Raw genomic sequence first — 25,727 nt, 5'->3', positions numbered from 1 at the left:
GGAGAATAAGTGATTATGAGCGGGACAAGCAATTTTGCCGGTGAGGTGTGGCCTGTCATGCTGACTCCTTTCACAAAGGAGAACAGCATCGACGAGGATGGACTATGTCGGCTGACTGAGTGGTATATCAATAACGGGGTGAACGGGCTTTTTGCCGCTTGCCAGTCCAGCGAGATCTTTTATCTGACGTTTCGCGAGAGACTGAAGATTACAGAGATTACAATCAAGGCGACAGCAGGGAGAGTTCCTGTCATTGCCAGCGGCAATACATCAGACAGCATTGAGGATCAGGCCAAAGAGCTCAATGCAATATGGGGGCTCGGAGCAGATGCCGTTATTCTCCTTTCCAATCGTCTGGCAAAGCAGAGTGAGGGGAGTGAAGTGTGGATCTCCAATCTTCATAAGCTCCTCGATAAGCTCGATCCTGATATGAAGCTGGGCATCTACGAATGTCCCTATCCCTATAAAAGAGTCATTAGCGAGGAAGAAATGAAAGCAATGGTGGATACGGAAAGGTTCTATTTTGTCAAGGACACCTGCTGCGACGCGGCAACGATCCGCAGAAAGCTCTCACAGATCAAAGGCAGTATGATCAGGCTCTTCAATGCAAATACGGCGACGCTTCTGGAGTCCCTTCGCGACGGTGCGGATGGATACTGTGGCGTCATGGTAAATTTTCATCCGGAATTGTATGAGTGGCTTTGCAGCCATATTGATGATCCCAACGCGGACACCGTATCAGATATCCTGACCATGTGCTCCTTTATTGAGGGACAGCTGTACCCGGTCAATGCCAAATGGCATCTGTCTCATCTTCGGAATGTACCGATCGAGCTTGTCAGCCGTACGCAGGACTGCGCGAAGATGAATGATACCATTATTTCTGAAGTGGAGCAGATGGAGGATCTTGTACGGAAGATCCGTTCGTCGCTTAAAAGCGGTGCCGGACTGTTATGAGAGTCACTATTGGCATATTGTAAGGGAATATACATTTTCCCCAAATTGTTCAGGTTGTCTTCTTTGATATTCAGTTGTCAGAAATTGTTTGGTGTATATCTCACTGTGATGATATGCACCTCTTTCTTTTCTTTCAGCGCGTGATAGATGAGGGCATAGATTCCGTCCAAATCCCTGCAGACACGAGCAAAGGGCATCGCGTGCATCCGGCAATTCACCGTCTGCGGCAAACATATTTATAAATCAGGGATTGCATCATCTGTTTATACTGTATATACTGAGTATAGATAAGGGGACGTCATGGAAATATTACTGGACTATTACAGCGGCATACCGATTTATGAGCAGATCTGTACGCAGATGAAAAACCAGATCATGGCCGGAGAACTGGATACGGACGATCCGCTGCCCTCCATCCGGAATCTGGCAAAGGATCTGCGGATCAGCGTCATAACCACTAAGCGGGCGTATGAGGAGCTCGAAAAGGAGGGCTTTCTGTATAAGATAGCGGGCAAGGGCTGCTATGTCGCGAGGCGGAACGAGGCGCTGGTGCGGGAGAACAGCCTGCGGAGCATCGAAGAGAAGATGGAGCAGATTCGGGTGCTTGCGGCCTCGGCGGGTCTTGACAGGGAGGAGCTGCTTGCGATGTGGGACACGATCTGGGAGGAAGCCTGACAGTCGCGTTGATACGGAGCTTTCGAAGCTTCTCGATCACCAGAGGAAATTTTGATCGCAGGGGAATTCGCCTGCGCGGAATTTTTCTCTCGGGCGCCGCAGGGAACGCGGCAATGGAGGATAATGTGAAAAATCACGCTGATGCGCTGATTTGCTCCGTGAGCGAAAAGTGCTGTTACGTAGTGGGACGGCATGAGACGCGAAGCGGCTTGCATCTCTGCGCGCCGGCGCAGGGTGCTTACAGCGCGTGCCTCGCAAAGGAACGCTTCGGCATGGAGGATTAAAGTAAACGCGCATGCCGGCTGCGTCGGCGCCGCCATAGGTATAAGTCCCAGCGCTGCTTCTCTGCTTTCGGCAGCTCCCGCAGCGCTGACAGGTATGAGAAATCCGGGTTGTCGTCCTGCTTGGCTCATACCGGTTGTCCTGTCAAATGCTGAAATGTCCTCTCATGCCGGCATGGCGTCCATTTCATCGTTTGACAGGGGACGTATACAGTAAAAAAGGCATAAAGTACAGCAGGAAATGTTATAATATAAATCAAGGGACAAATGGTCACGGAATGGATGCCGGCATCCGTTTTTGCGACTGTGAGACCCGCTGAAATTTGCTGCAGCATAACAAAAGCAGGAGGTGACTTTATGCAGGGGTACAGGAAGATCAACTGTAAGAGAGCGCCGGAGGTTTTCATGAAAGTGATTCCGGGGCACTTTGTCACGCCGAACTCGCATATCAATTACTATATTGATATGACGACGATGAAAGCGCGTCTGAGCGAAGCGCAGAACGCAGCGAAAGCGCTGGCACAGGACTACGTGGCGACGACCATTGTGGACTCTGTCATCTGCATGGACGGCTGCGAGGTGATCGGCGCGTTTCTTGCGGAGGAGCTGACGCGAGCCGGTGTTCTTTCCATGAATCAGCATAAGACCATCTATGTCGTGACGCCGGAATACGATCTCTCCGGGCAGATGATCTTCCGCGAGAATATGCAGATGATGGTGCGCGACAAGAACGTGCTGATCCTCCTCGCCTCGACGACCACCGGGACGACCCTCGGACGGGCAATCGACGGCATCCGCTATTACGGCGGGCGGGTCAGCGGCATCTCAGCGATCTTCTCCGCAGCGAGCCGGATCGGCGGGATGGACATCCACGCGCTGTTCGGCCCGGCGGACCTCCCGGATTACCGGAACTACGCGCCGGACCGCTGCGATCTGTGCCGCCGCGGAGAGGCGGTCGACGCCATCTGCAACGGCTTCGGCTTCTCGAGGTTGGGGTGACTCCGGCAGCAGGGTGATGAACATATCATATACGTGATGACGGTAAGGAACCGCCTGCCTCTCTGCGATGAGGGGCAGACGGTTTTTGCGGTTTTGTTAGTTTTTGGAGAATGGCGGAAATTATCAGAAAGGCTCTGCCGGGCATCCCGCGGCAGGTTGGAGAAATACCGGAGAGACGGGGCATTTCACGGAGCGCTGGCGGAGGCGGTACGGACGGTGCTTTGGGTATTCCGCACGGAACAGCGCCACGAGGAGCTGTCTTCCTACCGCTTTGAGCGCTCGGACTGTCCGTGGACGGATCGCTCTCCCGGGGAGGGCGCGGCGCGCTTGTAAAGGATTGCGGAGGCGGTGTATCGCGACGGGGAGCTCTGCCTCGAGGCGTCCGGCTTTGCCCCTGCGCTTCGAGCGGCGATCGAGACATGGGGCGTTCTTCCCGGCATGAAAGAAAAAATTTATGCCTATGAGGTGGACGGCTTCGGGGAGTACAATGTATGTGACGACGCCAATCTGCCAAGCCTCCTGTCCATGCCGTATATCGGCTATTGCGGCCGGGATGATCCGGGCTATCTTGCCACGAGAGAGTTCATGCTGAGCGACGGGAACCCGTTTTATTACCGGGGCGGGGCAATGCGGGCACCTTTCTGATGCACGAGAGCGTCTGCGCCGACGACCCCTCGCAGTACACGCGGCCGTGGTTTTCATGGGCCAATTCCGTATTCTGTGAAATGCTGCTGGCGCTGTGCGGAATATCGTTGGAACGCTGAAAAGAGCGGCGAGGCCGATTATGAGATTCAGTTCGGTTATATCCGCCGTCCTATGCATGGCAACACCTCGTGGGACGCTGCGCCCCTTGAGGTCAGAACATTCCGGGTGATCCCGGAGGATGGAAAGGAGCAGTGTGAAAAACCATGCGGATGCGCTGGTTTCTTGTACGGCTCGCGCAAAATGTTTCAGAATGGAGGACGCTATGTTTCGACTGACGGAATGTGACAATGCGGCAAGGACGGCGGCCAGAGAGCTGCTGGAGAGCTTTTTCCGGGGTGGAAAAAGTGCAGAGCTTGTGATCGCGCTGGGAGAGACGGCAGAACCGCATGGTTATGAGGCCGTCTATGATCCCGATGCGGGCCGCGTGACAGTCCGCTGCGATGAGCTTCGCACGTTGGGGCGGGCGCTGCTCATGGCGGACGCGCTTCTTAAGGAGCCGAATGCGGGAGACGGAACCGGGGCGCTGAGACGGGTCTCCGGAGCCTGTCCCTTTCCTGATTTCGGGATTATGCTGGACTGCTCCCGGAACGCGGTGCCCCGCGTATCGGCGGTGAAGCAGATGCTCCGCATCGCCGCGCTTCTGGGCTATTCTTATGTGGGACTTTACACCGAGGACACGCTGCGAGTGCAGGATGAGCCGTATTTCGGCTATATGCGCGGGGCCTTTTCGCGGGAGGAGATCCGGGAATGCGATGCCTGTGCGGCCAGCCTCGGACTGGAGCTTCGCCCCTATATCCAGACGCTTGCGCACATCAATCAGATTGTCCGCTATCAGGACTATTTTCCGGCGGTGGACACCGGCGATATTTTGAAAGCGGGTGCGGAGAGGACAGAACGGCTTCTTCGTCATCTCATCCGTCAGGTGTCGGAGGATTACAGCACCCGCCGGGTCAACATCGGCATGGACGAGGCCGAGCTGGTGGGTCTTGGCAGTTATCTTCAGGAGCACGGCTACCGAGGTCAGATGGAGGTCATGCAGGAGCATCTTGACATGGTGTTGGGACTGTGCCGCGAGTACGGGCTGATTCCGCAGATGTGGAGCGATATGTTCCTCAAAATCGTCTCCGGCGGCGCCTATGATGTGTCGGATCCGGCACGACTGGAGGCGGTTCGCATTCCCGAGGGGATTTCGCTGTGCTACTGGGATTATTATTCAAAGGATTATGAAAATTACGACCGCAAGCTCCGTCTGCACCAGAAGCTGACGGACCGGATCGCGTTTGCCGGCGGTGCGTGGAAGTGGAGCGGCTTTGCCCCGCACAATCAGTTCAGCATCCGCTGCGGCGCGGCGGCCATCCGGGCCTGCCGGGACAATCGGATTCCGGATGTCGTGCTCACCTGCTGGGGAGACGACGGCGCGGAGGCGGATATGTTCAGCGTGCTGCCCGTACTTTTTGCGGATGCTGCGGCCGCCTACGGGGACGGGCTGCCGGAGGAGGCGTTCAGAACCCTTTCCGGGGGTTATTCCATGGAGGAATTCCTTGCGCTCGACGATGTGAATATCCGCAGCCGCAGCGAGGAAAGCTGCAGCAACAGCAGTAAATATCTTCTTTATCAGGATCCCCTTCAGGGGGCCTTTGACTCTGTCGTCGATCAGGCGGCGGCGCAGGAATTCGGGCAGACGGCGGCGCGGCTGGAGGCGCTTGCGGTACAGAAAGAAGGACCATACGCATTCCTGTTTGAGACGGCGGGGGCGCTGTGCAGGGTGCTGGAGAAGAAAGCGGATCTGGGGATCCGGCTCCGGGACGCGTACCTTGCGGGGGACCGGAAGGCGCTTGCGGCGCTGTCGCGGTGCGAGCTGCCGGAGCTTCTTGTCCGGCTGGACCGCTTCTATGATCTGTTCCGGGCACAGTGGCACCGGGACAACCGATCGTTCGGCTTCGAGGTGCAGACCATACGGATCGGAGGCCTCCGGCAGCGCCTTGCAGACATCATTCGGCTCGTGGAAAGCTATCTTGACGGGACGCTGACCTCCATTGAGGAACTTGAGGAGCCGCAGCTCCCTTATGGATATAGTGGAAAAGATAAGCCTCTTGGGAAGCTCGGCTACAATCGCTGGACCGACATGACGTCGGCGTCGAGGCTGACCTTTGGCGGCGTATGATGCGATCATGCCGGAACTCTATGACTGTGCAGAGAAGGATGCCTGCCGGCGGCAGAGGTAAACGGGCGGCGCAGACGCAGGACAGGGATGGAAGATTCCGCCGGATTATGCTATGATTCTAACCGATATGGCCGCAGCGGGATTTCTGTGCCCTTTTATACGCCGCATCCCGGGGCTGGCAGCTTCGTAAATGCGTTCACAGGTTCATAAATTTTATAGGTTCATAAATTTCACGGGTTTATAAATTTCAGGAGGATTTTCATGAGTGCATCATTCGATGGAATCATCGCCAAAGTCAAGTCGCTTCCGATGAAGAAGCTCTCCGTTGCGGTGGCGCAGGACGGCCGGGTGCTGGAAGCGGCGTCCAGAGCGCGGGAGCTGGGAATTGCGGATCCGGTGCTGTTCGGAAATGAGAGAGAGATTCGCGAGATCGCGGCGGATCGCGGCGTTTCCATCGAGGGCATGGAGATTGTAAACGAGGAGGATGTAGAGCAGGCCTCCCTGAAAGCGGTCAAGAGGGTGCATGACGGCGGTGCGGAGATGTACATGAAGGGCGAGCTTCCCACCTCGATGTTCTTAAAGAGCGTCCTCAATAAGGAAGTGGGACTGCGGACCGGCAAGACGCTCTCGCATGTCTGTATCTTCGAGATCCCCGGAATCGATCGCCTGCTCTTCTTTTCGGATGTGGCGTTCCTGCCGTATCCGACGCTCGAGGATAAGGAGCAGATCATCAATATGTGCGTACGCGTGGCATCCGCCTGCGGCGTTGAGGAACCGAAGGTTGCGCCCCTTGCCGCGGTGGAGGTGGTGAATCCCAAGATGCCGGTGACGGTCGAGGCGGATCAGCTCACGAAGTGGAACCTCGAGGGCCGCATTGCAAACTGCATTGTGGACGGCCCTCTCTCTCTTGATCTCGCGATCGATCCGACCGCGGCAGCGCATAAGCCCGGCGCGGAGAACCGCCGTATTGTCGGCGATGCGGATATCCTTCTCTTCCCGGATATCCACGCGGGCAATCTTGTGTACAAATCCATCACCCACCTGACGCCGGGCGTCCGGAACGGAAACATTCTCATGGGCACCAAGGCCCCGGTGGTTCTGACCTCGCGCTCCGATTCGGTGGAGGTAAAGCTCAATTCCCTCGCGGTCGCGGCGGTCGTCGCCGAGCGTCTGAAAGAGACCGGCTGGGACTGACGGCCGGATGCTATATCCATATATTATATTGAAAAAGGAGTTTTGCCATGTCGATCAGAAGTCTGATTATCAATCCGGGTTCCACGTCAACCAAGATCGGTGTTTTTGATGATGAAACGCAGGTGTTTGACCGGACGCTGCGCCACAGCACCGAGGAGATCGCGGCGTTTGAGCACATCGTCGATCAGATGAGCTTCCGCCGGGACATCATTCTCACGGCGCTGCGGGAGAATAGCATCGACGTCTCGTCGCTGAACGTCGTCGTCGGCCGCGGCGGTCTCCTGAAGCCCATCGAGGGCGGCACCTATGCGGTCACCGATAAGCTTGCGGCGGATCTGCGGGCCGGTGTGCAGGGCGAGCATGCCTCGAACCTCGGCGGCCTCCTCGCGCGGGAGATTGCGGAGACGATCGGCGTCCCGTCCTACATCGTCGATCCCGTCGTCGTGGATGAGCTGGCGCCGGTTGCGCGTATTTCCGGCGTTCCGGAGATCGAGAGAGTTTCTATTTTCCACGCGCTGAACGCCAAGGCGATGGCACGGCGCTATGCCCGCGAGACCGGTGTGAAGTACACGGACATCAATGTAATCGTGGCGCACATGGGCGGCGGCGTCTCGGTCAGCGCGCATGAGAGAGGCCGGGTCGTGGATGTGTTCAACGCACTTGACGGCGACGGCGCGTTTTCGCCGGAGAGAGCTGGCGGTCTGCCGTCAGGCGCTCTGGTAAAGCTCTGCTTCGAGAGCGGCCTCACGGAGCAGGAGGTTCGGCGCAAAATCGTCGGAAACGGCGGCTTCAACGCCTATCTCGGCACGAACGACGCGAGAGACGTGGACAAAATGTGCGAGGTCGGCGATGAGAAAGCGATTCTTGTCCGCGATGCCTTTGTCTATCAGCTCTGCAAGAACATCGGCGCCATGGCGGCGGTGCTGGGCGGCCGGGTCGACCGCATCGTGCTGACCGGCGGGATCGCGCATGACAGCTATGTCACGGCGGAAATCGAGAAGAAAGTTTCGTTTATCGCGCCGATTACCGTCTACGCCGGCGAGGACGAGCTGCTTGCGCTGGCGCAGGGCGCTCTCCGCGTCATGAACGGCGAGGAAGCAGCGAAAGAATATTGAGAAGCAGCACCGCCGCATTCCGGACGCGGGAGCGGCATGAGGTCGTCTATGGCAAGAATTGTCGATAAAATTTTTGGTACGCACAGCGAGCACGAGCTGAAACGCATCATGCCGCTGGTGGATAAGGTGGAGGCTCTCCGGGACGCCATGCAGGCGCTTTCGGACGAGGCCCTTCGCGGCAAGACGGAGGAATTTCGCCGGCGTCTTGCGGAGGGCGAGACGCTCGATGATCTGCTTCCGGAGGCATTTGCGGCCATCCGCGAGGGCGACCGGCGCGTTCTTGGCATGGAGCCGTTTCGCGTGCAGGTGATCGGCGGCGTGATTCTTCATCAGGGGCGCATTGCGGAAATGCGCACCGGTGAGGGCAAGACGCTGGTGGCGACGCTTCCGGCCTATCTGAATGCGCTGGACGGAAAGGGTGCGCACATCGTCACGGTGAACGATTATCTGGCGAAGCGCGACTCGGAGCAGATGGGCGAGGCGTTTCGCTTCATGGGTCTGTCCTGCGGCGTGGTGCTTAATAGCATGACGCCGGAGGAGCGCAGAGCCGCCTATAACTGCGACATCACCTATGTCACCAACAATGAGCTGGGCTTTGATTATCTGCGCGATAACATGGCGATCTACAAGAAGCAGCTCGTTCTGCGGGGGCTTCATTATGCCGTCATCGACGAGGTCGACTCCATCCTCATCGACGAGGCCCGCACGCCGCTCATCATTTCCGGCCAGAGCGGAAAATCGACAAAAATTTACGAGGCCTGCGACATTCTCGCCAGACAGCTTACCCGCGGCGAGGATATGGAGGATCTTTCCAAGATGGATGCCATCATGGGCATCGAACGGGAAGAAACCGGCGACTTCATCGTCAATGAAAAAGACAAGATCGTCAATCTGACGGCGGACGGCGTGGAAAAGGTCGAACGCTTCTTCCATCTTGAAAACTATGCGGATCCGGAGAATCTGGAGATTCAGCACTGCATGACGCTGGCGCTGCGTGCCAACAACCTGATGCACCGGGATCACGATTACATCGTAAAGGACGACGAGGTTCTGATCGTCGACGAGTTTACCGGGCGCGTCATGCCGGGCAGACGCTTTTCGGACGGCCTGCATCAGGCGATCGAGGCCAAGGAGCATGTACGCGTCAAGCAGGAGAGCAAGACGCTCGCGACCATCACGTTCCAGAATTTCTTCAATAAATTCACAAAGAAGTGCGGCATGACCGGAACGGCGCTCACCGAGGAGCGCGAGTTCCGTGAGATCTACAACATGGACGTGGTCGAGATTCCGACGAACCGTCCCGTGATTCGCATCGACCATCAGGATTCGGTCTATAAGACCCGCGCGGAAAAGCTGAAAGCCGTCGTGGACGCGGTCAGAGAGCGCCATGAGGCCGGCCAGCCGGTGCTTGTCGGCACCATCACGATCGAGGCCTCCGAGACGCTCTCGAAGATGCTGAAAAAGGAGGGCATCCCTCACAACGTTCTGAACGCCAAGTACCATGAGCTGGAGGCGGGGATCGTCGCGGATGCCGGACAGCACGGCGCGGTCACAATCGCGACCAACATGGCGGGACGCGGAACCGACATCAAGCTTGATGAGGAGGCGCGCGCTGCCGGCGGGCTCTGCATCATCGGCACGGAGCGCCATGAATCGAGGCGCATCGATAATCAGCTCCGAGGCCGTTCCGGGCGGCAGGGGGACCCGGGCGAATCGAGGTTCTATATCTCGCTGGAGGACGATCTGATGCGTCTTTTCGGCTCGGACCGCATGATCGCCATGTTCAACGCGCTGGGAATACCGGAGGGACAGGAGATTCAACACAAGGCGCTGTCCCGCGCCATCGAGAACGCGCAGAAGAAGATCGAGACGAACAACTTCGGGATCCGCAAGAATCTGCTGGATTACGACGAGGTCATGAACGAGCAGCGTGAGATCATCTACGATGACCGCCGCAAGGTACTGGACGGGGAATCCATGCGCGATTCGATCTACAAGATGATTGCGGACATCGTCGAGGAGACCGTCGACGATACGGTGGGAGAGAACAGCAACAGCGACGACTGGGATCTCAAGGGACTCAATGAGCGCCTGCTTCCGATTATTCCCCTGCAGGTCGTCACGCCGGAGCGGATCAGCGACCGGACGAAGAACGGACTGAAGCAGCAGCTCAAGGAGGAGGCTGTCCGCTTTTATGAGAGCAAGGAGGCGGAGTTCCCGAATCCGGAGCAGATCCGGGAGATCGAGCGCGTCGTCCTGCTCAAGGTCATTGATCAGAAGTGGATGGATCACATCGACGATATGGAGCAGCTCCGTCAGGGCATCGGCCTCCAGTCCTACGGGCAGCGCGATCCGCTGGTCGAGTACAAGATGGCCGGCTACGAGATGTTCAGCGGGATGCTCGCCAGCGTCCGTGAGGACACGGTGCGTCTTCTGATGCACATCCGCATCGAGCAGAAGGTGGAGCGCGAGCAGGTTGCCAAGGTCACGGGCACCAACAAGGACGAGAGCGCGGTGAGAGCGCCGAAGATGCGCTCCCAGAAGAAGATATATCCGAATGACCCCTGCCCCTGCGGCAGCGGAAAGAAGTTCAAGAACTGCCACGGCGCGGGCGCCGGGATTGTGTAAAAAAACAGGATTGTGTAAAAAACAGACAAGCATGGAGAAAATGTATGGTTGAGCTTGACGCCATGAAAATTGAGCTGCAGCAGTATGCGCAGTCGCTGGAAGAGGTGAGGGCTTCCCTCGACCTCGAGCACAAGGCGCAGCAGATCGAGGAGCTGTCCAAAGAATCGGAATCTCCGGACTTCTGGTCGGATGCCGAACGGGCCAATACCAGAATGAAGCAGCTCAAGGACCTGCAGAAAACCGTGGGTGAGGCGGACGGCCTGTCGGCTCTCTACGGCGACATTCTGGATCTGATCGCCATGGGCAACGAGGACAGCGATCCGGCGATCATTCCCGACGTGCAGGCGGAGCTGGATGATTTCAAGGAAAGACTGGAAACGCTGCGGCTTTCTACGCTGCTTACCGGGGAGTACGATCACTGCAACGCGATCATTTCGCTGAATGCCGGCGCGGGCGGAACAGAGGCCTGCGACTGGTGCGCGATGCTCTACCGCATGTATTCCAAGTATGCCGATAAGCACGGCTTTTCGATGGAAATACTGAACATGGTGGACGGGGATGAGGCCGGCATCAAGAACGTTGATTTTCAGATGAACGGAACCAATGCCTACGGCTATCTCAAGTCCGAGCACGGCGTGCACCGCCTTGTTCGGATCTCGCCCTTTAACGCGCAGGGCAAGCGGCAGACCTCGTTTGTTTCCTGTGAGGTTATGCCGGAGATCGACAAGAGCATTGATATCGAGATCAATCCGGACGACATCCGCATCGACACCTACCGCTCGAGCGGCGCGGGCGGACAGCACATCAACAAAACCTCCTCGGCGATCCGCATCACGCACTTCCCGACGGGCATCGTCGTCACCTGCCAGAACGAGCGCTCCCAGTTCCAGAACAAGGACAAGGCATTCGAGATGCTGAGAGCCAGGCTTTACATGAAAAAGCTGGAGGAGGAGGAGGCGAAGCGCGCGGCAATCCGCGGCGAGGTCAAAGACAATGCGTGGGGCAGCCAGATCCGCTCCTATGTTCTGCAGCCCTATCAGATGGTCAAGGACACGCGGACGGAGGCCGAAACCAGCAATACGGACGGCGTGCTGAACGGCGATTTGGACCTTTTTATCAATTCCTACCTCCGCATGGTCAGCCAGCAGGGGAAAGACAGGTAAAACAGGGAAAATACCGGGCGGACGGCAGCTCATACCCCTGCGGTTGCGGTGATTGCCGGAGGGGCGGCACGCAGCGTCAGCTCAATTTGCGTACCATGCTCTGAACTCCGAACGACCCGGACGTCGCCCCCATGCTGATGTGAAATTTCTTTTACAAGCGCGAGCCCCAGACCCGCGCCTCCCATATCACGGCTCCTTGATTTATCCGCTCTGAAAAACGGGTCGAATATCTGCTCCCAGTCGCTTCTGTCAATGCCCGTACCTGTGTCGGAAACAATTACTTTTGCAAATTCACCACTTTCTGTAATTTCAATGGAGACCTCTCCGCCCGGATGATTATATTTGATTGCGTTTTCGATCAGATTATAAATTGCTCTGTATATCAGGGTGTCATTGCCCGTAATCTGCGCATCGCCGGGCTTCTGAATAATCCGTACTCCCTTTTTGTCTCCGACAGCCGTTAAATCGCAGACAACCTCCTCTGTCATCTCGGCAAGCAGGATGCGATCGCTTTTTTTTGCGGACTGAAGCTCCGTCATTTCCAGAAGGATATCAATTACGTGCGATAAACGGTCTGTCTGCGTTCTCACCATATTAACGGTTTCCTGATAATCGCTGAGCACAGGACTGCGTTTTTTTTCAAACACCTCAAGCCTGGTCCGGATAACTGCAAGAGGGGTGCGGAGCTCGTGCGCGGCATTGGCGGAAAATTGCCTCTGTGCGGAAAAAGTATTATTCAGTCTTTTAAGCATTTCATTAAAGCTGTTGGTAAGACGTACAATTTCAATGGAGCTGCTGTCTGAAATGACGAGGCGCTGCAGGTTTCTGGCCTGAATATCTTCAATCTGTTTGCTCAGTTTCTGCAGCGGATGCAGAACATATCCCATAATAAAGTACATCATGGAGCAGCTCAGCAAAGTGATGATAAGCGTGATAAGCAGGCTCTTTGTCCAGAATTCCGCCTGCGTGTTTTTTATCATCTCGGAAAGCATGGACTGGGGATCAATATACACCTCGATCACGTCGGATGAACGTTCGGAAAAGCTTTCTTTCGGGAAGATTGACGTCGCGGAATCCTTAATTTCGCCCATATAAAAGATGGCGGATCTGCTGATGAAACAGCTGATGGCAAGGCAGGACGCAATCACCATGAACGCAGTTACGGCCGTGAGCCTCCATTGCAGTGAACGACTTTTATTCATTCGGGCGCCCTCCTATCACATAGCCCTGTCCGATGCGGTTCGTAACGGGATCATAGCCCAGGACGGCTCTTATTTTTTTGCGGAGTGCTGAAATATGGACGCGGATGGAATTGCTGAAGCTGTCGACGCTTCCATCCCATACATGCTGTATAAGCTCCTCCTGACTTACCGGACGCTCCTGATGGAGCATAAGATACTCCAGTACCCCGAATTCCTTCCGCGTCAGCGACAGCTCTGTTCCCCGCGCGAATATGGTGCGTGCTTTTGTATCAAGTGAAAGCTCTCCGCACATGAGGATGAGATTGTTCTGAATGACGCGCCTTCGCGTGAGGCTGCGCACCCGTGCCTCCAGCTCCTCAAAATGAAACGGCTTACAGAGATAATCGTTCGCCCCGCTGTCAAGTCCGTCAATTTTATCCTGCAGCTGTCCCCTTGCGGAAAGGATAAGCACGCCGGTTTCTTCGTCCTCCTCGCGGATATTCCGAAGCACTTCCATGCCGTCCATTTCCGGAAGATTCAGATCCAATATGATAAGATCATAGCTTTCTGACAGTATTGTGTCCCGGGCGGTCTTTCCGTCAAAGCAGGTATCCACCTCATACCCGTCGAGGCGCAGGCCCTTTGCGATTGTCTCGCAAAGGGTCTTTTCGTCTTCAACCACCAATATTCTCATCGCTGATATACTCTCCTTCTCTGCTGTCTGAGGAATGTTCATCCGATTTTCGGAAGCTGCCGTATGCAAGGGAGCTTTCCGCTTATTCATTATAGCAGGAATAAGATTTTTCCGAGGAGGGCAAAAAGTTTTTGATCTTAACAAAGATTTTATATCGGATTTGCTATATTGCGGATGCGAAGAAAACAAAGGAGGGATAACACATGGGTTTTGCGAAAAAATGTCCGATCCGGACAAAATATGCGGTACAGCTGATACTGATTCTCACTTCAGTCGTGTTTGTGTGTGTGGGCGCATATCGCGGCGAGGCGGAAACGGTGTTCAGCAAGGCGATTCGCCTGTGTCTGGAATGCGTGGGAATCGGATGAAGCGGGAGCGGAGGAGAAGATGGTTTCATTAGGGAAATTCCTTAAAAAAAGGAATTCTGTTCAAATATTTGCTGCTTTTTTAACAAATATTCATCTCCCGAATTTTTTAAAAGGAGTTTTGTACAACGGGAAAGTGAAACGGCTGTGTGTGCCCGGACTCAACTGCTATTCGTGTCCGGCGGCGACGGGAGCCTGCCCCATCGGTTCCTTTCAGGCTGTGGTCGGTTCGTCCAAATTCAATTTTTCGTACTACGTAACAGGCATACTGATTTTTTTCGGTGTCATGTTCGGGAGATTTATCTGCGGCTTTCTCTGTCCGTTCGGATGGTTTCAGGATTTGCTGCATAAGCTGCCGACCAGAAAATTCAGTACAAAAAGGCTTAAGGGGCTGACATACATAAAATATGGAATTCTTCTGACGGCGGTTGTCGCATTGCCGATCCTGCTTACAAATAAAGCGGGAATCGCTTCGCCTTATTTTTGTAAGTACATCTGTCCGCAGGGGATATTGGAGGGCGGCATACCGCTTTCCATCGTTAATGGAGGCATCAGGGCAACGCTCGGGGCTCTCTTTACCTGGAAACTCGGAATACTGGTGACTGTCATCATTCTTGCGGTGTTTTTTTACCGTCCGTTCTGCAAATGGATATGTCCGCTCGGCGCATTTTATGCATTGTTTAACAGATTTTCCCTTCTCAGCTACCATGTGGATCAGCACAAGTGCATCTCCTGCGGAAAATGCAGCAGAACCTGCAGGATGGACGTGGATATTACCAAAAACAGCGCGCACACAGAGTGCATTCGCTGCGGCGAGTGCGTAGAGGTGTGTCCTACGAAGGCAATCAGTGTGCGCTGGGGGTTTGAGAAAACCGCCGAAGCAAAAAAAACAACAAATTGCGAAAAGTCATGATCAGGAGGAAAAGTAAGATGAACGCTGTAAAAAAGATAATGCTTATCATTGCGGCAGCAATGCTGACAGTTTCACTGGTGGCCTGCGGAGCCGGGAACGGTTCGCCAGCCGGAGCAGAGAAAAAGGAGGTTTTTCCTGCGTTTCAGGGAAAAGATTTCGATGGGAATGATATCGACGAATCCGTGTTTGCCAAAAATGAAGCGACGCTTCTCAATTTCTGGTTCAACGGCTGTGCTGCCTGCGTGAATGAGATGTCCGCGCTTGAAAAGCTGAACGCCGAGCTTCGAGAAAGAGGAGCTGAGCTTATCGGCGTGAATGTACAGGTGACAGAGCAAGGGGAAGTTCTTGAGGAAGCAAGGGGCATCCTTTCAAAGCAGGGGGTCAGCTACAGAAACATATATATTAACGGCGGACAGGAGGCCCAGGATTACGTCAGGGAAATTTTCAGCTTTCCGACAACCGTTATAGTAGATAAGCAGGGCAATATTGTAGGAAAGCCTATTCTGGGAAGCATTGAGAGTAAGGAAAGAATAGATAAGATTCTTAATATAGTGGATGAATTGAAAGCGGGCGGGGATGTTTCAGGAACCTCCGTTGTCTCTGAGGATCCTGAAACGGATAAAGCGATGGAGCTTCTGAAAGAGGAAAGTAATATTTTCTCTGAGCACAAGGAGGTCTGGGACAAGCTGTTCGCCAAAGTTGAAAAGGATAAGGCGGTGCAGGGAGAGGATGCGTCTTATGTTGAGTTTCTGAAGTCACAGATAGAAGGAATAAAGGATTCTTTTTCCGAGGAAGAACGGAATACTCTGTACGATGATCTTAAAAAAATTGAAGAAATTGAAAAACAGATTCAGGAACTTGGCCAGAAGGACTGATCCGGAGGTGAGATGTGATGGAAAGCGGTGCGGGCAGGCGGCATGTGAAGCGCTATATAGCGCTTCCCGTTCTCGCGATAGGAGTACATTTTATACTGTCGAATCTACTCTATTACTCTGTTGAAAAGCTGTTCCTGTATGTCCTGCGGATACCGGAAAAGCAGTTCATGAAAGTTGCATATTTAGGTGAAATCCTTATATCCATTGCGCTGTTCCTTATATTTTTTGCCATTTACAGACTGATCTGGAAAGGGGAAGGGAGCGAGAGAAGGGAGCAGACGGATTTTAAGAATTCGGCGATGAGCGTGATAGCGGGAACAGGCGTATCGGGAGTTTCCTTTCTCTGGATCAGGCTGGCGGAGCGTATCCCCGGCTTTCAGAGAAGCATTGACGCGATGAACCGGGGAAATGAGAATATCGGCGGAGGAACCATTATCGGCGAAATTCTGATTGCCGTTATTGCGGCACCTCTCATAGAGGAAATTCTGTTTCGCGGGATTGTTCTTCGCTCCTTACGCCGGATCAGCCCTGCCTGGGTGGCAATACTGCTGTCCTCTGTATTGTTCGGAGCCTATCATATGAATGTGGTTCAGGTAGTCTATGCCACCTTTATGGGGGTGGTCGCCGGTATCATTTACGAGAAAAAAAAGAACCTGCTTCTTCCGATACTGGTGCATATGGCAAACAATTTTTTGGCTATGATACAGGGCCGCGTTCCTCCATCGGCAGGAGCAATCATCAATATTCTTTCTCTTATTATGATCCTTCCTCTGGGAGTCGTTATCTTTCGCCTGCGTCCGTGCAGCTGCGGGAGCGGTAGTCTTCCGGTTGGTGATGAAAGCGACAGGAAGTAAACCGGACGGCGGTCTGAAACAGTTTTCGTTTCGGACCGTTGTTTTTGTGTTGGTCCGCACTCCCTGAGCGGGGATCAATGCTGTATAAAAAATGGAATTTATGCATAAATATAAAATTTATACTTGAAATATTCAAATCAAATGCATATAATATCCACTGTCAACAGACATGCGGAAAGAGAACTTCGAAACGGAGGAGTATTATGAAAAAGAAAATAACTGCACTGGTCTTGGTGGCGGCGATGATGGCAGCGCTGGCCGGCTGCGGAGGAACGGCGGCGCCGGCGGACGCGAGCTTTGCGGCGGACGCAAGCTCTGTGGAGGAGGCGAGCTCTGCGGAGGAGGCGAGCGAAGCGCTTGCGGACGGCGTTCTCACGGCGGGAACCAATGCGGCTTTCCCTCCCTTTGAATATGTGGGCGACGACGGAAAGCCGGAGGGCTTCGATATCGCGCTGATCCGGGCGATTGGCGAGAAACTCGGCGTCGAGGTCGAAGTGCGGGATATGGAGTTTGATTCCCTTGTGACCTCCATCGGCAGCAAGATCGATGTCGCGATTGCCGGAATGACCGTTACGGAGGAGAGAAAGGCGATGGTGACGTTCTCCGATCCGTATTATGATGCGGTGCAGTACGTCATTCTTCCCGCGGGTTCCTCTATCGCATCAATCGAAGACCTGAAAGGGAAAAATATCGGCTGTCAGCTCGGCACCACCGGAAACTATCTGATTGAGGACAGCATCGAGGGGGCCGCGGCGCAGACCTACAACAAGGCGATCGACGCGGTGAATGATCTCATCAACGGCAAGCTGGAGGCGGTGATCATCGACCAGAATCCGGCGGAGGTTTTTGTGAAAAATCATCCGGACGAGATCCGTCTGATTCCGGGTGCGGACTTCGGCTTTGAGGCAGAGCAGTATGCCATCGCGATGCCCAAGGACGACGCGGCGCTGGCGGAGGCGGTCAATGCGGCGCTGGCGGAGCTGAGGAGCGACGGCAGCTATGACGCTCTGGTTGAGCAGTATATCAACAGCAGCGAAAACTGACGGAAAACAGTTATTTTGTTCCGGCATCATACACGCCATGGGAACCGTTTGGAATTGAAGACGATCCCCGTGGCGTGTTATCATGAGAAGCGCCGGCGCTCCGCGGCAGGGGAAGCGTGCGGAAGAGCGGTTCGGCATGGAGGATAGTCATGGCACAATGGTGGGCGGATGTCCAGATGAAATTTACAGCGGCTTTTATCACTGGAGACCGGTGGAAGCTGTATTTCAGAGGACTCGGGCTGACGCTGGAGGTTGCGGTATTCGCCGGAATCATCGGCGTTGTGATCGGGACGGCGATTGCACTGATGAAGCTTACCAGAACGCGCGGCGGAAAAGAGACGGCTTTTTCACGGATCGCGGAGATTTACATTGATGTGATCCGGGGGACACCCTCTGTTCTGCAGCTTCTCATCATGTGGTTTGTCATTATGAAGAGCAGCACCAACAGCGTTCTGGTCGCAAGTCTCGCGTTCGGAATCAACTCGGGCGCCTATGTGGCGGAGATCATCCGCGGAGGGATTCTGGCCGTCGATGCCGGGCAGACCGAGGCGGGACGAAGCGTGGGGCTCTCCAGCTGGCAGACGCTTCGCTGCATTGTGCTGCCCCAGGCATTCAAGAATGCACTGCCGCCCATCGGGAATGAGTTTATCACGCTCATCAAGGAGACGGCGATCTTGGGCTATGTCGGTCTCTCTGATCTTACCCGCGTGGCCAATCAGATCACGACCCGCACGTACGAGGCATTCATGCCCCTCATCGGTGCGGCGGTCATTTATTTCGTTATCATCAAAATCCTGACGATTCTGCTCGGGATCCTTGAGAGGAGGCTGCGCAAGAGTGATAACCGTTAAAGAGCTGAGAAAGAGCTTCGGGGATAATGAGGTTCTCCGCGGCATCAATTATAGAATTGAAAAAGGGCAGAAAATCGTCATCGTCGGGCCGTCCGGCTCGGGCAAATCCACGTTTCTGCGCTGTCTCAATCTGCTGGAGACGCCAACCGGCGGACAAATATGGATTGATGGACAGGAAATCACCGATCCGAAGACGGACATCAACCGGATCCGCCGGAAGATGGGGATGGTGTTTCAGCATTTCAACCTGTTCAACAATCTGACCATTATGAACAACATCACGCTGGCTCCGGTCAAGCTGGGCATCATGAGCCGCGAGGAGGCGAAGGAGAAAGCGCTGCAGCTTCTCGGGCGGGTGAACCTTGTGGACAAGGCGGACGCCTATCCGGCGCAGCTCTCCGGCGGACAGAAGCAGCGCATCGCGATTGTCCGCTCTCTTGCGATGAATCCGGAGGTCATGCTGTTCGACGAGCCCACCTCCGCCCTCGATCCCGAGATGGTCGGCGAGGTGCTCGAGGTCATGAAGGAGCTCGCGGAGTCCGGCATGACGATGATCTGCGTCACGCATGAGATGGCCTTTGCCAGAGAGGCTGCCAGCAAAGTGATCTTCATGGATGAGGGTGTGATCATGGAGGAGAATACGCCGCAGGCTTTCTTTGACAGCCCGCAGTGTGAACGGCTCCGGGATTTCCTGTCAAAGGTGCTGTAAATGCCGTGCGGTCCGTGCGGCCGTTTTTCTGCGGAGAGAGCTGTCGATGAAGTGGGAAGAAAATGTGCGCCGGGTGGTACCCTACATTCCGGGAGAGCAGCCGAAAGAGCGTAATATCATCAAGCTGAATACGAACGAAAATCCTTATCCGCCGTCTCCGGAGGCGCAGCGGGTGCTCCGGGAGCTGACGGAGGACGGCCGCTGGCCGGATCTGCGGCTCTATCCGGATACGGATGCCGCACCGCTTGTCCGCGCACTGGCGGAAAAATACGACCGGCGGCCGGAGGAAATCTACGTGGGGGTCGGCTCGGATGACGTCCTTGCCATGTGCTTTCTGACCTTTTTCTGCTCGCGGCGTCCCGTGCTGTTTCCGGACATCACCTATTCCTTTTACGATGTCTGGGCGGAGCTGTATGGGATCCCCTATGAGCAGATTCCCCTTGATGAAAACTTTTGCCTGCGTAAGGAGGATTATTTCCGGGAAAACGGCGGTATTATTTTCCCGAATCCGAATGCGCCGACAGGCGTGGAGCTGCCGGTTTCCGCCATTGAGGAAATCGCCGCGGCGAATCCGGGGAGTGTCGTCATCATCGATGAGGCGTATGTCGATTTCGGCGCGGAGAGTGCCCTGCCTCTGATTGATCGTTATGATAATCTCATGGTCGTGCAGACTTTTTCCAAGTCGCGTGCCATGGCGGGAATGCGCATCGGCTACGCGATGGCAAATGAGAGGCTGATCCGATGTCTCAGGGATGTCAGGCGTTCGTTTAATTCCTATACGATGAACCTGCCGTCGATTCTCTGCGGTGCGGCGGCGGTCCGGGACGACGATTATTTTCGGAGCATCTGCGGGTGTATTTCAGAGACGCGCGAGCGCTTCGAGGAGGAACTGAGCGGGTTGGGCTTTCGCTTCTGCCGATCCCGGAGCAATTTTGTCTTTGCCCGGCATCCGGATTTTCGCGGGGAGGAGCTGTACCGCGCGCTCCGTGAACGGGGAATATTGATCCGGTGGTGGAACAAGGAGCGCATCTCGGACTATCTGCGCATCACCATCGGCACGTCCAGGGATATGCGCGAGGTCGCGCGGGCGCTCCGTGATATTGTAGAGCACCCGGAGGCGTGCTGACCGGACGGCAGCGTGAAGAGGGCCCTGCACGACGCATACCTATGCCCGCCGGAGCCACTCCGCATCGCGGGCGCCTTACACAAAATGCTTTGGCATGGGGATTTTTATGCTGAAAAGTTATATTCTGACCTTTTTGATTTCCATGGTGCCGGTGATTGAGCTCCGGGGAGCGATTCCCTACGGAACGCTGGCCTGCAATCCTCCGGTTCCTTTGGTGCAGGCTTATATCCTTGCGATTGTCGGGAATATGCTGCCGGTTCCGTTTATTTTTTTCTTTGCCCGCAGGGTGCTGGAATGGGGAGCGGATAAGCCGGTGATCGGCTGCTTTTTCAGTTGGTGTCTGAAAAAGGGGCACCGCGGCGGGGAAAAGCTCAGGGCCTCCGCCGGACATGGTCTCTACTGGGCGCTGCTCCTCTTTGTGGGGATTCCCCTCCCCGGAACAGGCGCGTGGACGGGGACGCTGGCGGCTTCTTTCCTCGATATGGATTTCAAGAAGAGCGTGCGGGCCGTCATGGGCGGCGTGCTTCTTGCAGGCCTCATCATCGGCATGCTGTCCGCGGTGGGAATCAACGTGCTGCAGTGACGAGGCCATGCATGGACGCAGAACGCTTCTGTACACGGTGCTCCGGTGCGGGAAAACGGTGGGCGTATGACACAAGGTGTAATGATAGGAGGATAGTTATGGAAGAAAACGGACGCCGCTCCGGCGATATGCTGACGCGTCTCATGGAGCTTCCGGCGGAAACGCTGCCGGAGGGGGTCCGCATCGTGCGGGCTCTTGCGCTGGATAAAGGCAAGGTTCTTGATTTTGTGCGGGAAAATTTCGGGGAGGGATGGCTCGGCGAATGTGAGGCCGCGCTGCTTCATCAGCCCTCCGGCTGCTATATTGCGATTCGAAACAGGCAGGTGATCGGTTTTGCCTGCTATGACGCGACAGCGCCGGATTTCTTCGGCCCGATCGGCGTTGCCGGAGAGGAGCGGGGAAAGGGCGTCGGCGCAGCGCTTCTCGTCCGCACGCTCCGCGCTATGCGCGAGCAGGGCTATGTCTATGCGGTCATCGGCTGGGTGGACGACGCGGCGCCGTTTTACAGAAAGTTCCTCGGAGCGGAATTTATTGATGGCGGCGGTCCGGAGCACAGCATATTCCGCGACCGGATCGAAGCGGTGTGATACAATAGGCCCGGGAGGTCGCGGATGCGGCTCCCGGGCTTTGCCGTTGCCGCGGGAACCGGGAGGAGGGAACGGCGGTGCTTTTAAAGAACAGGAGAGTTGATGAAAGAATACAGAGATTATCTGGTGCAGGCGACCGCGGCGCCGAATGCGCAGGGCGAGCCGCAGATCCGCGCGTTTGCCGTCACCGCAAGGCAGCTTGCCGAGGAGGCGCGGCGTATCCACAATACGGCGCCGGTCTGTACGGCGGCGCTGGGGAGGCTTCTGTGCGGCGCGCTGATGATGGGGAGTATGATGAAGTCGGACGGAGATCTTCTGACTCTCCGGATCTGTGGGGACGGACCGATGCGCGGTCTCACGGTCACGGCGGACGGAAATGGCAATGTCAAGGGCTATGCGGACAATCCAGATGTGGTTCTGCCGCCGAACGGGAGCGGACATCTGGATGTAGGAGGCGCTGTCGGCCGCGGCTCTCTTACGGTGATCCGGGACATGGGGCTGAAAGAGCCCTATTCCGGGACGGTGCAGCTTCTCAGCGGTGAGATCGCCGAGGATCTGGCCTGGTATTACGTCTCCTCCGAGCAGATTCCCTCCGCAGTGAGCCTCGGCGTGCTGGTGGATACGGACGGCACGGTGCGGCAGGCCGGCGGCTTTCTGATCCAGCTTATGCCGTTCGCGGATGACAGCCTCATCAGCCGGATCGAGGAGAACGTCGGGCGTCTTGCGCATGTGACGATGCTTCTTGAGGCGGGCGATGCGCCGGAGCAGTTTCTGGAGCAGGCGCTGGCCGGTTTTCCGGTACAAGTCACGAAGAGCATGCCGGTGCAGTATCACTGCGGGTGCAGCCGGGAGCGTGTGGCGGGGGTTCTCATGAGCATCGGGCGCAGTGATCTGGAGGAGATGATTGCGGGAGGAAAGGACACCGAACTGAACTGCCAGTTCTGCAGCCGGAGCTATACATTTTCTCCGGGTGAGCTGAGGGAGCTCCTGAACGGATCACGATAAGGACAAATCAGCATAAAAAGTCGGCATGGAGAATTAGTATGAAAGACGGTTTTATTAAGGCAGCAGCGATCACTCCGAAGCTCCGTGTGGCGGATCCGGAATATAATGTGTCGGAGCTCATGCAGTGTTATGACGAGGCGGTGTCGCACGGTGCGAGGCTGATCGTATTTCCGGAGCTTGCGGTTACAGGGTACACCTGCGGGGATCTGTTCGGGCAGGAGCTCCTGCTCCGCGGAGCGGCCGAACAGCTTGAGGCCTATGCGGAGCATACACGGGGGACGGATGCGCTCAGCTTTGTGGGCCTGCCTCTGCGCCGAAACGGAAAGCTTTATAACACAGCGGCGGCTGTGCAGGACGGGCGCATCCTCGCCTTTATTCCGAAGCGTTTTCTTCCGAATTATTCTGAATTTTACGAGCTGCGGCACTTTGCGCCGGGGAACCTTACGGCGGAGCCGTTCCTCTTCCGCGGAAAAGGGGAGCCCGTGGAGCTGCCCTTTGGCAGCAGGATACTTCTGGATCTGGACGCGGTAGAGGGACTTTGTGTATCAGTAGAGATCTGTGAGGACGCGTGGACCACGGTCTCGCCCGGTGCGGAGCATGCGCTGGCGGGATCGACCGTAGTAGTCAATCTGTCGGCCTCCGACGAGGCGGTCGGCAAGGGGCAGTACAGGAGGCTTCTGATTTCCGCGACGAGTGCAAAGAGCATCTGTGCGTATATTTATGCCAATGCGGGGGACGACGAGTCCTCCACCGATCTTGTGTTCGGCAGCCAGAACATCATCGCGGAAAACGGGACGATACTCGCGGAATCTCCGCTGTTTGACGCAAACGTCTGCTATGCGGATCTTGATATTGCGAGGCTTGTGCATGAGCGGCAGAGAATGAATTCGTTCGGCCTTCCGGAGAGGGGGGCGGCCCTCTGCGGAGAGCCGGAGTATCTGCACATTCCGGTGCATATGGAGAGCGCCCGCACGCCGCTGGAGCGCCGCTTTGATCCGCACCCCTTTGTGCCGTCTGACGAGGCGCAGCGGAAAAGCCGCTGCGAGGAGATTTTTGCGATTCAGTCGCGCGGACTTGCGAAGCGCTGCGGGCATGTGGGGACGAAAGCTGCGGTACTCGGCGTTTCGGGCGGCCTCGATTCCACGCTGGCGCTGCTGGTGACGGCCCGGGCCTTTGATATGCTTGCCATCGGACGCGAGAATATTCTGGCGGTGACGCTTCCCTGCTTTGGAACGACCGACAGGACTTGCCGGAATGCCTGTGACATGGCGCGGGCGCTGGGAGCCACGCTGAAAGAGATCAATATTCGCGAGGCCGTGAGCCTCCATTTCCGCGATATCGGGCACGATCCGGCGGTGCGCGACGTCACCTACGAGAACAGTCAGGCGCGTGAGCGGACACAGATCCTGATGGATTTTGCCAATCAGGTGAACGGTCTTGTCATCGGGACGGGCGACATGTCTGAGCTCGCACTGGGCTGGGCGACCTACAATGGAGATCATATGTCCATGTATGCGGTCAACGCGGGTGTGCCGAAGACGCTGGTGCGCCATCTTGTCCGCTACTGCGCGGATACGGCGGAGGACGGCGCGCTCCGGGACATTCTTCTCGACGTCCTTGATACGCCTGTTTCGCCGGAGCTTCTTCCTCCGTCGGAGGACGGCGCGATTGCGCAGAAGACGGAGGAGATCGTCGGCCCCTACGAGCTGCACGATTTCTTCCTCTATCATATGCTCCGCTGGGGGAGTGCGCCGGCAAAGATACTTCGCCTCGCGCAGGCCGCGTTTTCGGACGACTACGACAAAGAGGCGATACTTTTCTGGCTGCGAAAGTTCTATTGGCGTTTCTTCACGCAGCAGTTCAAGCGCTCCTGCGTGCCGGACGGGCCGAAAGTCGGATCGGTTGCCCTGTCTCCCCGCGGGGACTGGCGCATGCCCTCCGATGCGAGCGTACAGCTCTGGATCCGGGAACTGGACGCTCTGCGGTAAGGATGGAGCTTGTCTGAAAGTGAGGATCGGTGTCCGCGGATTCCGGCGGACGGAAAGGAACGGATGCTGCTGCATTTTACGAAGATGGAAGGCTGCGGGAACGATTATGTCTATGTGAACGGCTTTGCGGAGAAGCTCCCGCAGGAGGAGAAGCCGGAGCTGGTGAGCAGGATCGCCGACCGTCATTTCGGTGTCGGCGGCGACGGCGTCATTTTCATCAATCCCGGCATGACCGCGCCGTTCGAGATGGAGATGTACAATATGGACGGCTCCCGGGGCGAGATGTGCGGGAACGGGATGCGCTGTGTCGCCGCCTATCTCTATGACCGCGGCATAGCGGCCGGCGTGGAATTTGAGGTGGAGAGCGCGGGACAAAAGCATCCGGTGCAGGTGTTCCCGGGGGAGGACGGCCGCGCCCGCTCCGTACGCGTCAATATGGGAGCGCCGGTGCTTGCGCCGGAGAGGATTCCGGTGATTCTGCCGGCTGCGGAGCTTTTGGGGAGCGAGCCGGGGGGCGCGGGAACGGGAGGGAAGGTGTTCGTGATTGCGGAGCCGATTATGGTTCTCGGAGAAAGTTATGAGATCACCTGCGTCTCCATGGGAAATCCGCACGCGGTCGTATTTCTCCCAGAGGATGTCTCCCTTGCGGATTTTGATATCATGAGGATAGGGCCGGCCTTTGAATCCGACCCGCATTTCCCGAACAAAACGAATACGGAATTTGTGCGCCCGGTGGATGAGAGCCATGTGGAGCTCCGCGTCTGGGAGCGGGGAAGCGGTGAGACGCTGGCCTGCGGGACCGGGTGCTGTGCGGCGGCGGTGGCAGGGGCCCTGAACGGCGTGACTGGGAACCGGGTTCATGTGCGTGTGCCCGGCGGAGAGCTTTTCATCGAGTGGGACAGGGAAGCGGATGAGGTTTTCATGACGGGTCCGGTACGGACGGTATTCGAGGGTACGCTCGAGACGGAGAATTTCCGCTAAGAGCGGAAAGGGAGAAGAAGCGCGTCAAAAAATGCGTGGCGTCCGTTTCGATATGATAAAATAATAAAGGTGTATCAGAGACTTTGCGACA

At 56.1% G+C, this 25,727-nt stretch carries 26 protein-coding genes and 1 pseudogene; 25 read left to right on the top strand and 2 right to left on the bottom strand.

Features of this window, described 5'->3' with window-relative positions; all coding sequences use genetic code 11:
* Positions 1–15 precede the first annotated feature (15 nt).
* From E0E20_RS09910 to prfB, 12 genes and pseudogenes are all read left to right on the top strand, one after another.
* Positions 16–957, top strand: coding sequence for a dihydrodipicolinate synthase family protein (locus E0E20_RS09910; protein WP_130838048.1), 942 nt, complete (start codon positions 16–18; stop codon positions 955–957).
* A gap of 300 nt (positions 958–1,257) precedes the next feature.
* Entirely contained in the window at positions 1,258–1,632 is a 375-nt protein-coding gene (locus E0E20_RS09900; RefSeq protein ID WP_130838047.1) for a GntR family transcriptional regulator, read from the top strand.
* Positions 1,605–1,916, top strand: a complete 312-nt coding sequence (locus E0E20_RS09895; RefSeq protein ID WP_130838046.1) for a hypothetical protein — start codon at positions 1,605–1,607, stop codon at positions 1,914–1,916. The genes E0E20_RS09900 and E0E20_RS09895 overlap by 28 nt, the downstream gene beginning before the upstream one ends.
* Before the next feature lie 354 nt (positions 1,917–2,270).
* Positions 2,271–2,912, top strand: coding sequence for a phosphoribosyltransferase (locus tag E0E20_RS09890; RefSeq protein ID WP_130838045.1), 642 nt, complete (start codon positions 2,271–2,273; stop codon positions 2,910–2,912).
* 33 nt (positions 2,913–2,945) lie between these two features.
* Positions 2,946–3,245, top strand: coding sequence for a hypothetical protein (locus E0E20_RS09885; RefSeq protein ID WP_165444061.1), 300 nt, complete (start codon positions 2,946–2,948; stop codon positions 3,243–3,245).
* 15 nt (positions 3,246–3,260) lie between these two features.
* Positions 3,261–3,676: pseudogene (locus E0E20_RS09880) on the top strand (glycoside hydrolase family 125 protein).
* Positions 3,633–3,902, top strand: a complete 270-nt coding sequence (locus tag E0E20_RS14780; RefSeq protein ID WP_165444059.1) for a glycoside hydrolase family 38 C-terminal domain-containing protein — start codon at positions 3,633–3,635, stop codon at positions 3,900–3,902. Before E0E20_RS09880 ends, E0E20_RS14780 begins: the two are co-directional and overlap by 44 nt.
* Positions 3,880–5,781, top strand: coding sequence for a beta-N-acetylhexosaminidase (locus tag E0E20_RS09870; protein WP_130838041.1), 1,902 nt, complete (start codon positions 3,880–3,882; stop codon positions 5,779–5,781). Before E0E20_RS14780 ends, E0E20_RS09870 begins: the two co-directional genes overlap by 23 nt.
* Before the next feature lie 261 nt (positions 5,782–6,042).
* Positions 6,043–6,975, top strand: a complete 933-nt coding sequence (locus E0E20_RS09865; protein ID WP_130838040.1) for a phosphate acyltransferase — start codon at positions 6,043–6,045, stop codon at positions 6,973–6,975.
* Between the two features lie 47 nt (positions 6,976–7,022).
* Positions 7,023–8,090 (top strand): butyrate kinase, encoded by a 1,068-nt coding sequence (gene buk / locus E0E20_RS09860; RefSeq protein WP_130838039.1) that lies wholly within the window; start codon positions 7,023–7,025, stop codon positions 8,088–8,090.
* Between the two features lie 48 nt (positions 8,091–8,138).
* Positions 8,139–10,718: a preprotein translocase subunit SecA gene (gene secA / locus E0E20_RS09855; RefSeq protein WP_130838038.1), complete on the top strand. Its 2,580-nt coding sequence runs from the start codon at positions 8,139–8,141 to the stop codon at positions 10,716–10,718.
* A 44-nt stretch (positions 10,719–10,762) separates the two neighbouring features.
* A complete protein-coding gene (prfB, locus tag E0E20_RS09850; RefSeq protein WP_130838037.1) occupies positions 10,763–11,881 on the top strand; it encodes a peptide chain release factor 2 in 1,119 nt (372 codons plus the stop codon).
* A gap of 29 nt (positions 11,882–11,910) precedes the next feature.
* Here the strand turns inward: prfB and E0E20_RS09845 are convergent, their stop codons facing one another.
* Both E0E20_RS09845 and E0E20_RS09840 read right to left on the bottom strand, forming a co-directional pair.
* A complete protein-coding gene (locus tag E0E20_RS09845; RefSeq protein WP_130838036.1) occupies positions 11,911–13,083 on the bottom strand; it encodes a sensor histidine kinase in 1,173 nt (390 codons plus the stop codon).
* Positions 13,076–13,756 (bottom strand): response regulator transcription factor, encoded by a 681-nt coding sequence (locus tag E0E20_RS09840; RefSeq protein ID WP_130838035.1) that lies wholly within the window; start codon positions 13,754–13,756, stop codon positions 13,076–13,078. The genes E0E20_RS09845 and E0E20_RS09840 overlap by 8 nt, the downstream gene beginning before the upstream one ends.
* Positions 13,757–13,959: 203 nt before the next feature.
* Here E0E20_RS09840 and E0E20_RS09835 point away from each other — a divergent pair, with 203 nt between their 5' ends.
* The 13 genes from E0E20_RS09835 to dapF all read left to right on the top strand — a co-directional run bounded on the left by E0E20_RS09835 (position 13,960) and on the right by dapF (position 25,636).
* Positions 13,960–14,124 carry a CD1871A family CXXC motif-containing protein gene (locus E0E20_RS09835; RefSeq protein WP_130838034.1) on the top strand — a complete coding sequence of 55 codons (165 nt, stop codon included), beginning with the start codon at positions 13,960–13,962 and terminating at the stop codon, positions 14,122–14,124.
* Positions 14,125–14,143: 19 nt separating this feature from the next.
* The gene (locus E0E20_RS09830) at positions 14,144–15,034 is read left to right on the top strand and encodes a 4Fe-4S binding protein (protein WP_130838033.1); all 891 of its coding nucleotides are present in this window, start codon (positions 14,144–14,146) and stop codon (positions 15,032–15,034) included.
* Positions 15,035–15,051: 17 nt separating this feature from the next.
* Complete coding sequence (locus E0E20_RS09825) at positions 15,052–15,909, top strand: TlpA family protein disulfide reductase (protein WP_130838032.1); 858 nt, start codon at positions 15,052–15,054, stop codon at positions 15,907–15,909.
* A 17-nt stretch (positions 15,910–15,926) separates the two neighbouring features.
* Positions 15,927–16,763 carry a CPBP family intramembrane glutamic endopeptidase gene (locus E0E20_RS09820; protein ID WP_130838087.1) on the top strand — a complete coding sequence of 279 codons (837 nt, stop codon included), beginning with the start codon at positions 15,927–15,929 and terminating at the stop codon, positions 16,761–16,763.
* 203 nt (positions 16,764–16,966) lie between these two features.
* Positions 16,967–17,806 (top strand): transporter substrate-binding domain-containing protein, encoded by an 840-nt coding sequence (locus E0E20_RS09815; RefSeq protein ID WP_130838031.1) that lies wholly within the window; start codon positions 16,967–16,969, stop codon positions 17,804–17,806.
* A 149-nt stretch (positions 17,807–17,955) separates the two neighbouring features.
* A complete protein-coding gene (locus E0E20_RS09810) occupies positions 17,956–18,657 on the top strand; it encodes an amino acid ABC transporter permease (RefSeq protein WP_130838030.1) in 702 nt (233 codons plus the stop codon).
* Positions 18,644–19,366: an amino acid ABC transporter ATP-binding protein gene (locus E0E20_RS09805; protein WP_130838029.1), complete on the top strand. Its 723-nt coding sequence runs from the start codon at positions 18,644–18,646 to the stop codon at positions 19,364–19,366. Before E0E20_RS09810 ends, E0E20_RS09805 begins: the two co-directional genes overlap by 14 nt.
* Positions 19,367–19,412: 46 nt before the next feature.
* A complete protein-coding gene (locus tag E0E20_RS09800; RefSeq protein WP_130838028.1) occupies positions 19,413–20,492 on the top strand; it encodes a pyridoxal phosphate-dependent aminotransferase in 1,080 nt (359 codons plus the stop codon).
* A gap of 106 nt (positions 20,493–20,598) precedes the next feature.
* Entirely contained in the window at positions 20,599–21,075 is a 477-nt protein-coding gene (locus tag E0E20_RS09795) for a COG2426 family protein (RefSeq protein ID WP_130838027.1), read from the top strand.
* Between the two features lie 98 nt (positions 21,076–21,173).
* Complete coding sequence (locus E0E20_RS09790) at positions 21,174–21,662, top strand: GNAT family N-acetyltransferase (protein WP_165444058.1); 489 nt, start codon at positions 21,174–21,176, stop codon at positions 21,660–21,662.
* Between the two features lie 102 nt (positions 21,663–21,764).
* A complete protein-coding gene (gene hslO / locus E0E20_RS09785; protein WP_130838025.1) occupies positions 21,765–22,667 on the top strand; it encodes an Hsp33 family molecular chaperone HslO in 903 nt (300 codons plus the stop codon).
* Positions 22,668–22,705: 38 nt separating this feature from the next.
* The gene (locus tag E0E20_RS09780) at positions 22,706–24,655 is read left to right on the top strand and encodes an NAD(+) synthase (protein WP_130838024.1); all 1,950 of its coding nucleotides are present in this window, start codon (positions 22,706–22,708) and stop codon (positions 24,653–24,655) included.
* Positions 24,656–24,724: 69 nt separating this feature from the next.
* Entirely contained in the window at positions 24,725–25,636 is a 912-nt protein-coding gene (dapF, locus tag E0E20_RS09775; RefSeq protein WP_334295342.1) for a diaminopimelate epimerase, read from the top strand.
* Positions 25,637–25,727 lie beyond the last annotated feature (91 nt).

Origin of the sequence: Lachnoclostridium sp. Marseille-P6806, from assembly GCF_900625025.1 — a bacterium.
In the GTDB taxonomy this organism is placed as follows: Bacteria; Bacillota; Clostridia; order Lachnospirales; family Lachnospiraceae; genus CAG-791.
The sequence above is the reverse complement of the archived record's forward strand: the minus strand, read 5'-3'. Positions and strand labels throughout refer to the sequence as shown.

What these genes read in the sequence shown, in the direction of transcription:
- E0E20_RS09910 (WP_130838048.1), top strand. Translation starts at nt 16, where the DNA reads ATGAGCGGGACAAGCAATTTTGCCGGTGAGGTGTGGCCTGTCATGCTG.
- E0E20_RS09900 (WP_130838047.1), top strand. Translation starts at nt 1,258, where the DNA reads ATGGAAATATTACTGGACTATTACAGCGGCATACCGATTTATGAGCAG.
- E0E20_RS09890 (WP_130838045.1), top strand. Translation starts at nt 2,271, where the DNA reads ATGCAGGGGTACAGGAAGATCAACTGTAAGAGAGCGCCGGAGGTTTTC.
- E0E20_RS09870 (WP_130838041.1), top strand. Translation starts at nt 3,880, where the DNA reads ATGTTTCGACTGACGGAATGTGACAATGCGGCAAGGACGGCGGCCAGA.
- E0E20_RS09865 (WP_130838040.1), top strand. Translation starts at nt 6,043, where the DNA reads ATGAGTGCATCATTCGATGGAATCATCGCCAAAGTCAAGTCGCTTCCG.
- buk (WP_130838039.1), top strand. Translation starts at nt 7,023, where the DNA reads ATGTCGATCAGAAGTCTGATTATCAATCCGGGTTCCACGTCAACCAAG.
- secA (WP_130838038.1), top strand. Translation starts at nt 8,139, where the DNA reads ATGGCAAGAATTGTCGATAAAATTTTTGGTACGCACAGCGAGCACGAG.
- prfB (WP_130838037.1), top strand. Translation starts at nt 10,763, where the DNA reads ATGGTTGAGCTTGACGCCATGAAAATTGAGCTGCAGCAGTATGCGCAG.
- E0E20_RS09845 (WP_130838036.1), bottom strand. Translation starts at nt 13,083, where the DNA reads ATGAATAAAAGTCGTTCACTGCAATGGAGGCTCACGGCCGTAACTGCG.
- E0E20_RS09840 (WP_130838035.1), bottom strand. Translation starts at nt 13,756, where the DNA reads ATGAGAATATTGGTGGTTGAAGACGAAAAGACCCTTTGCGAGACAATC.
- E0E20_RS09835 (WP_130838034.1), top strand. Translation starts at nt 13,960, where the DNA reads ATGGGTTTTGCGAAAAAATGTCCGATCCGGACAAAATATGCGGTACAG.
- E0E20_RS09830 (WP_130838033.1), top strand. Translation starts at nt 14,144, where the DNA reads ATGGTTTCATTAGGGAAATTCCTTAAAAAAAGGAATTCTGTTCAAATA.
- E0E20_RS09825 (WP_130838032.1), top strand. Translation starts at nt 15,052, where the DNA reads ATGAACGCTGTAAAAAAGATAATGCTTATCATTGCGGCAGCAATGCTG.
- E0E20_RS09820 (WP_130838087.1), top strand. Translation starts at nt 15,927, where the DNA reads ATGGAAAGCGGTGCGGGCAGGCGGCATGTGAAGCGCTATATAGCGCTT.
- E0E20_RS09815 (WP_130838031.1), top strand. Translation starts at nt 16,967, where the DNA reads ATGAAAAAGAAAATAACTGCACTGGTCTTGGTGGCGGCGATGATGGCA.
- E0E20_RS09810 (WP_130838030.1), top strand. Translation starts at nt 17,956, where the DNA reads ATGGCACAATGGTGGGCGGATGTCCAGATGAAATTTACAGCGGCTTTT.
- E0E20_RS09800 (WP_130838028.1), top strand. Translation starts at nt 19,413, where the DNA reads ATGAAGTGGGAAGAAAATGTGCGCCGGGTGGTACCCTACATTCCGGGA.
- E0E20_RS09795 (WP_130838027.1), top strand. Translation starts at nt 20,599, where the DNA reads ATGCTGAAAAGTTATATTCTGACCTTTTTGATTTCCATGGTGCCGGTG.
- E0E20_RS09790 (WP_165444058.1), top strand. Translation starts at nt 21,174, where the DNA reads ATGGAAGAAAACGGACGCCGCTCCGGCGATATGCTGACGCGTCTCATG.
- hslO (WP_130838025.1), top strand. Translation starts at nt 21,765, where the DNA reads ATGAAAGAATACAGAGATTATCTGGTGCAGGCGACCGCGGCGCCGAAT.
- E0E20_RS09780 (WP_130838024.1), top strand. Translation starts at nt 22,706, where the DNA reads ATGAAAGACGGTTTTATTAAGGCAGCAGCGATCACTCCGAAGCTCCGT.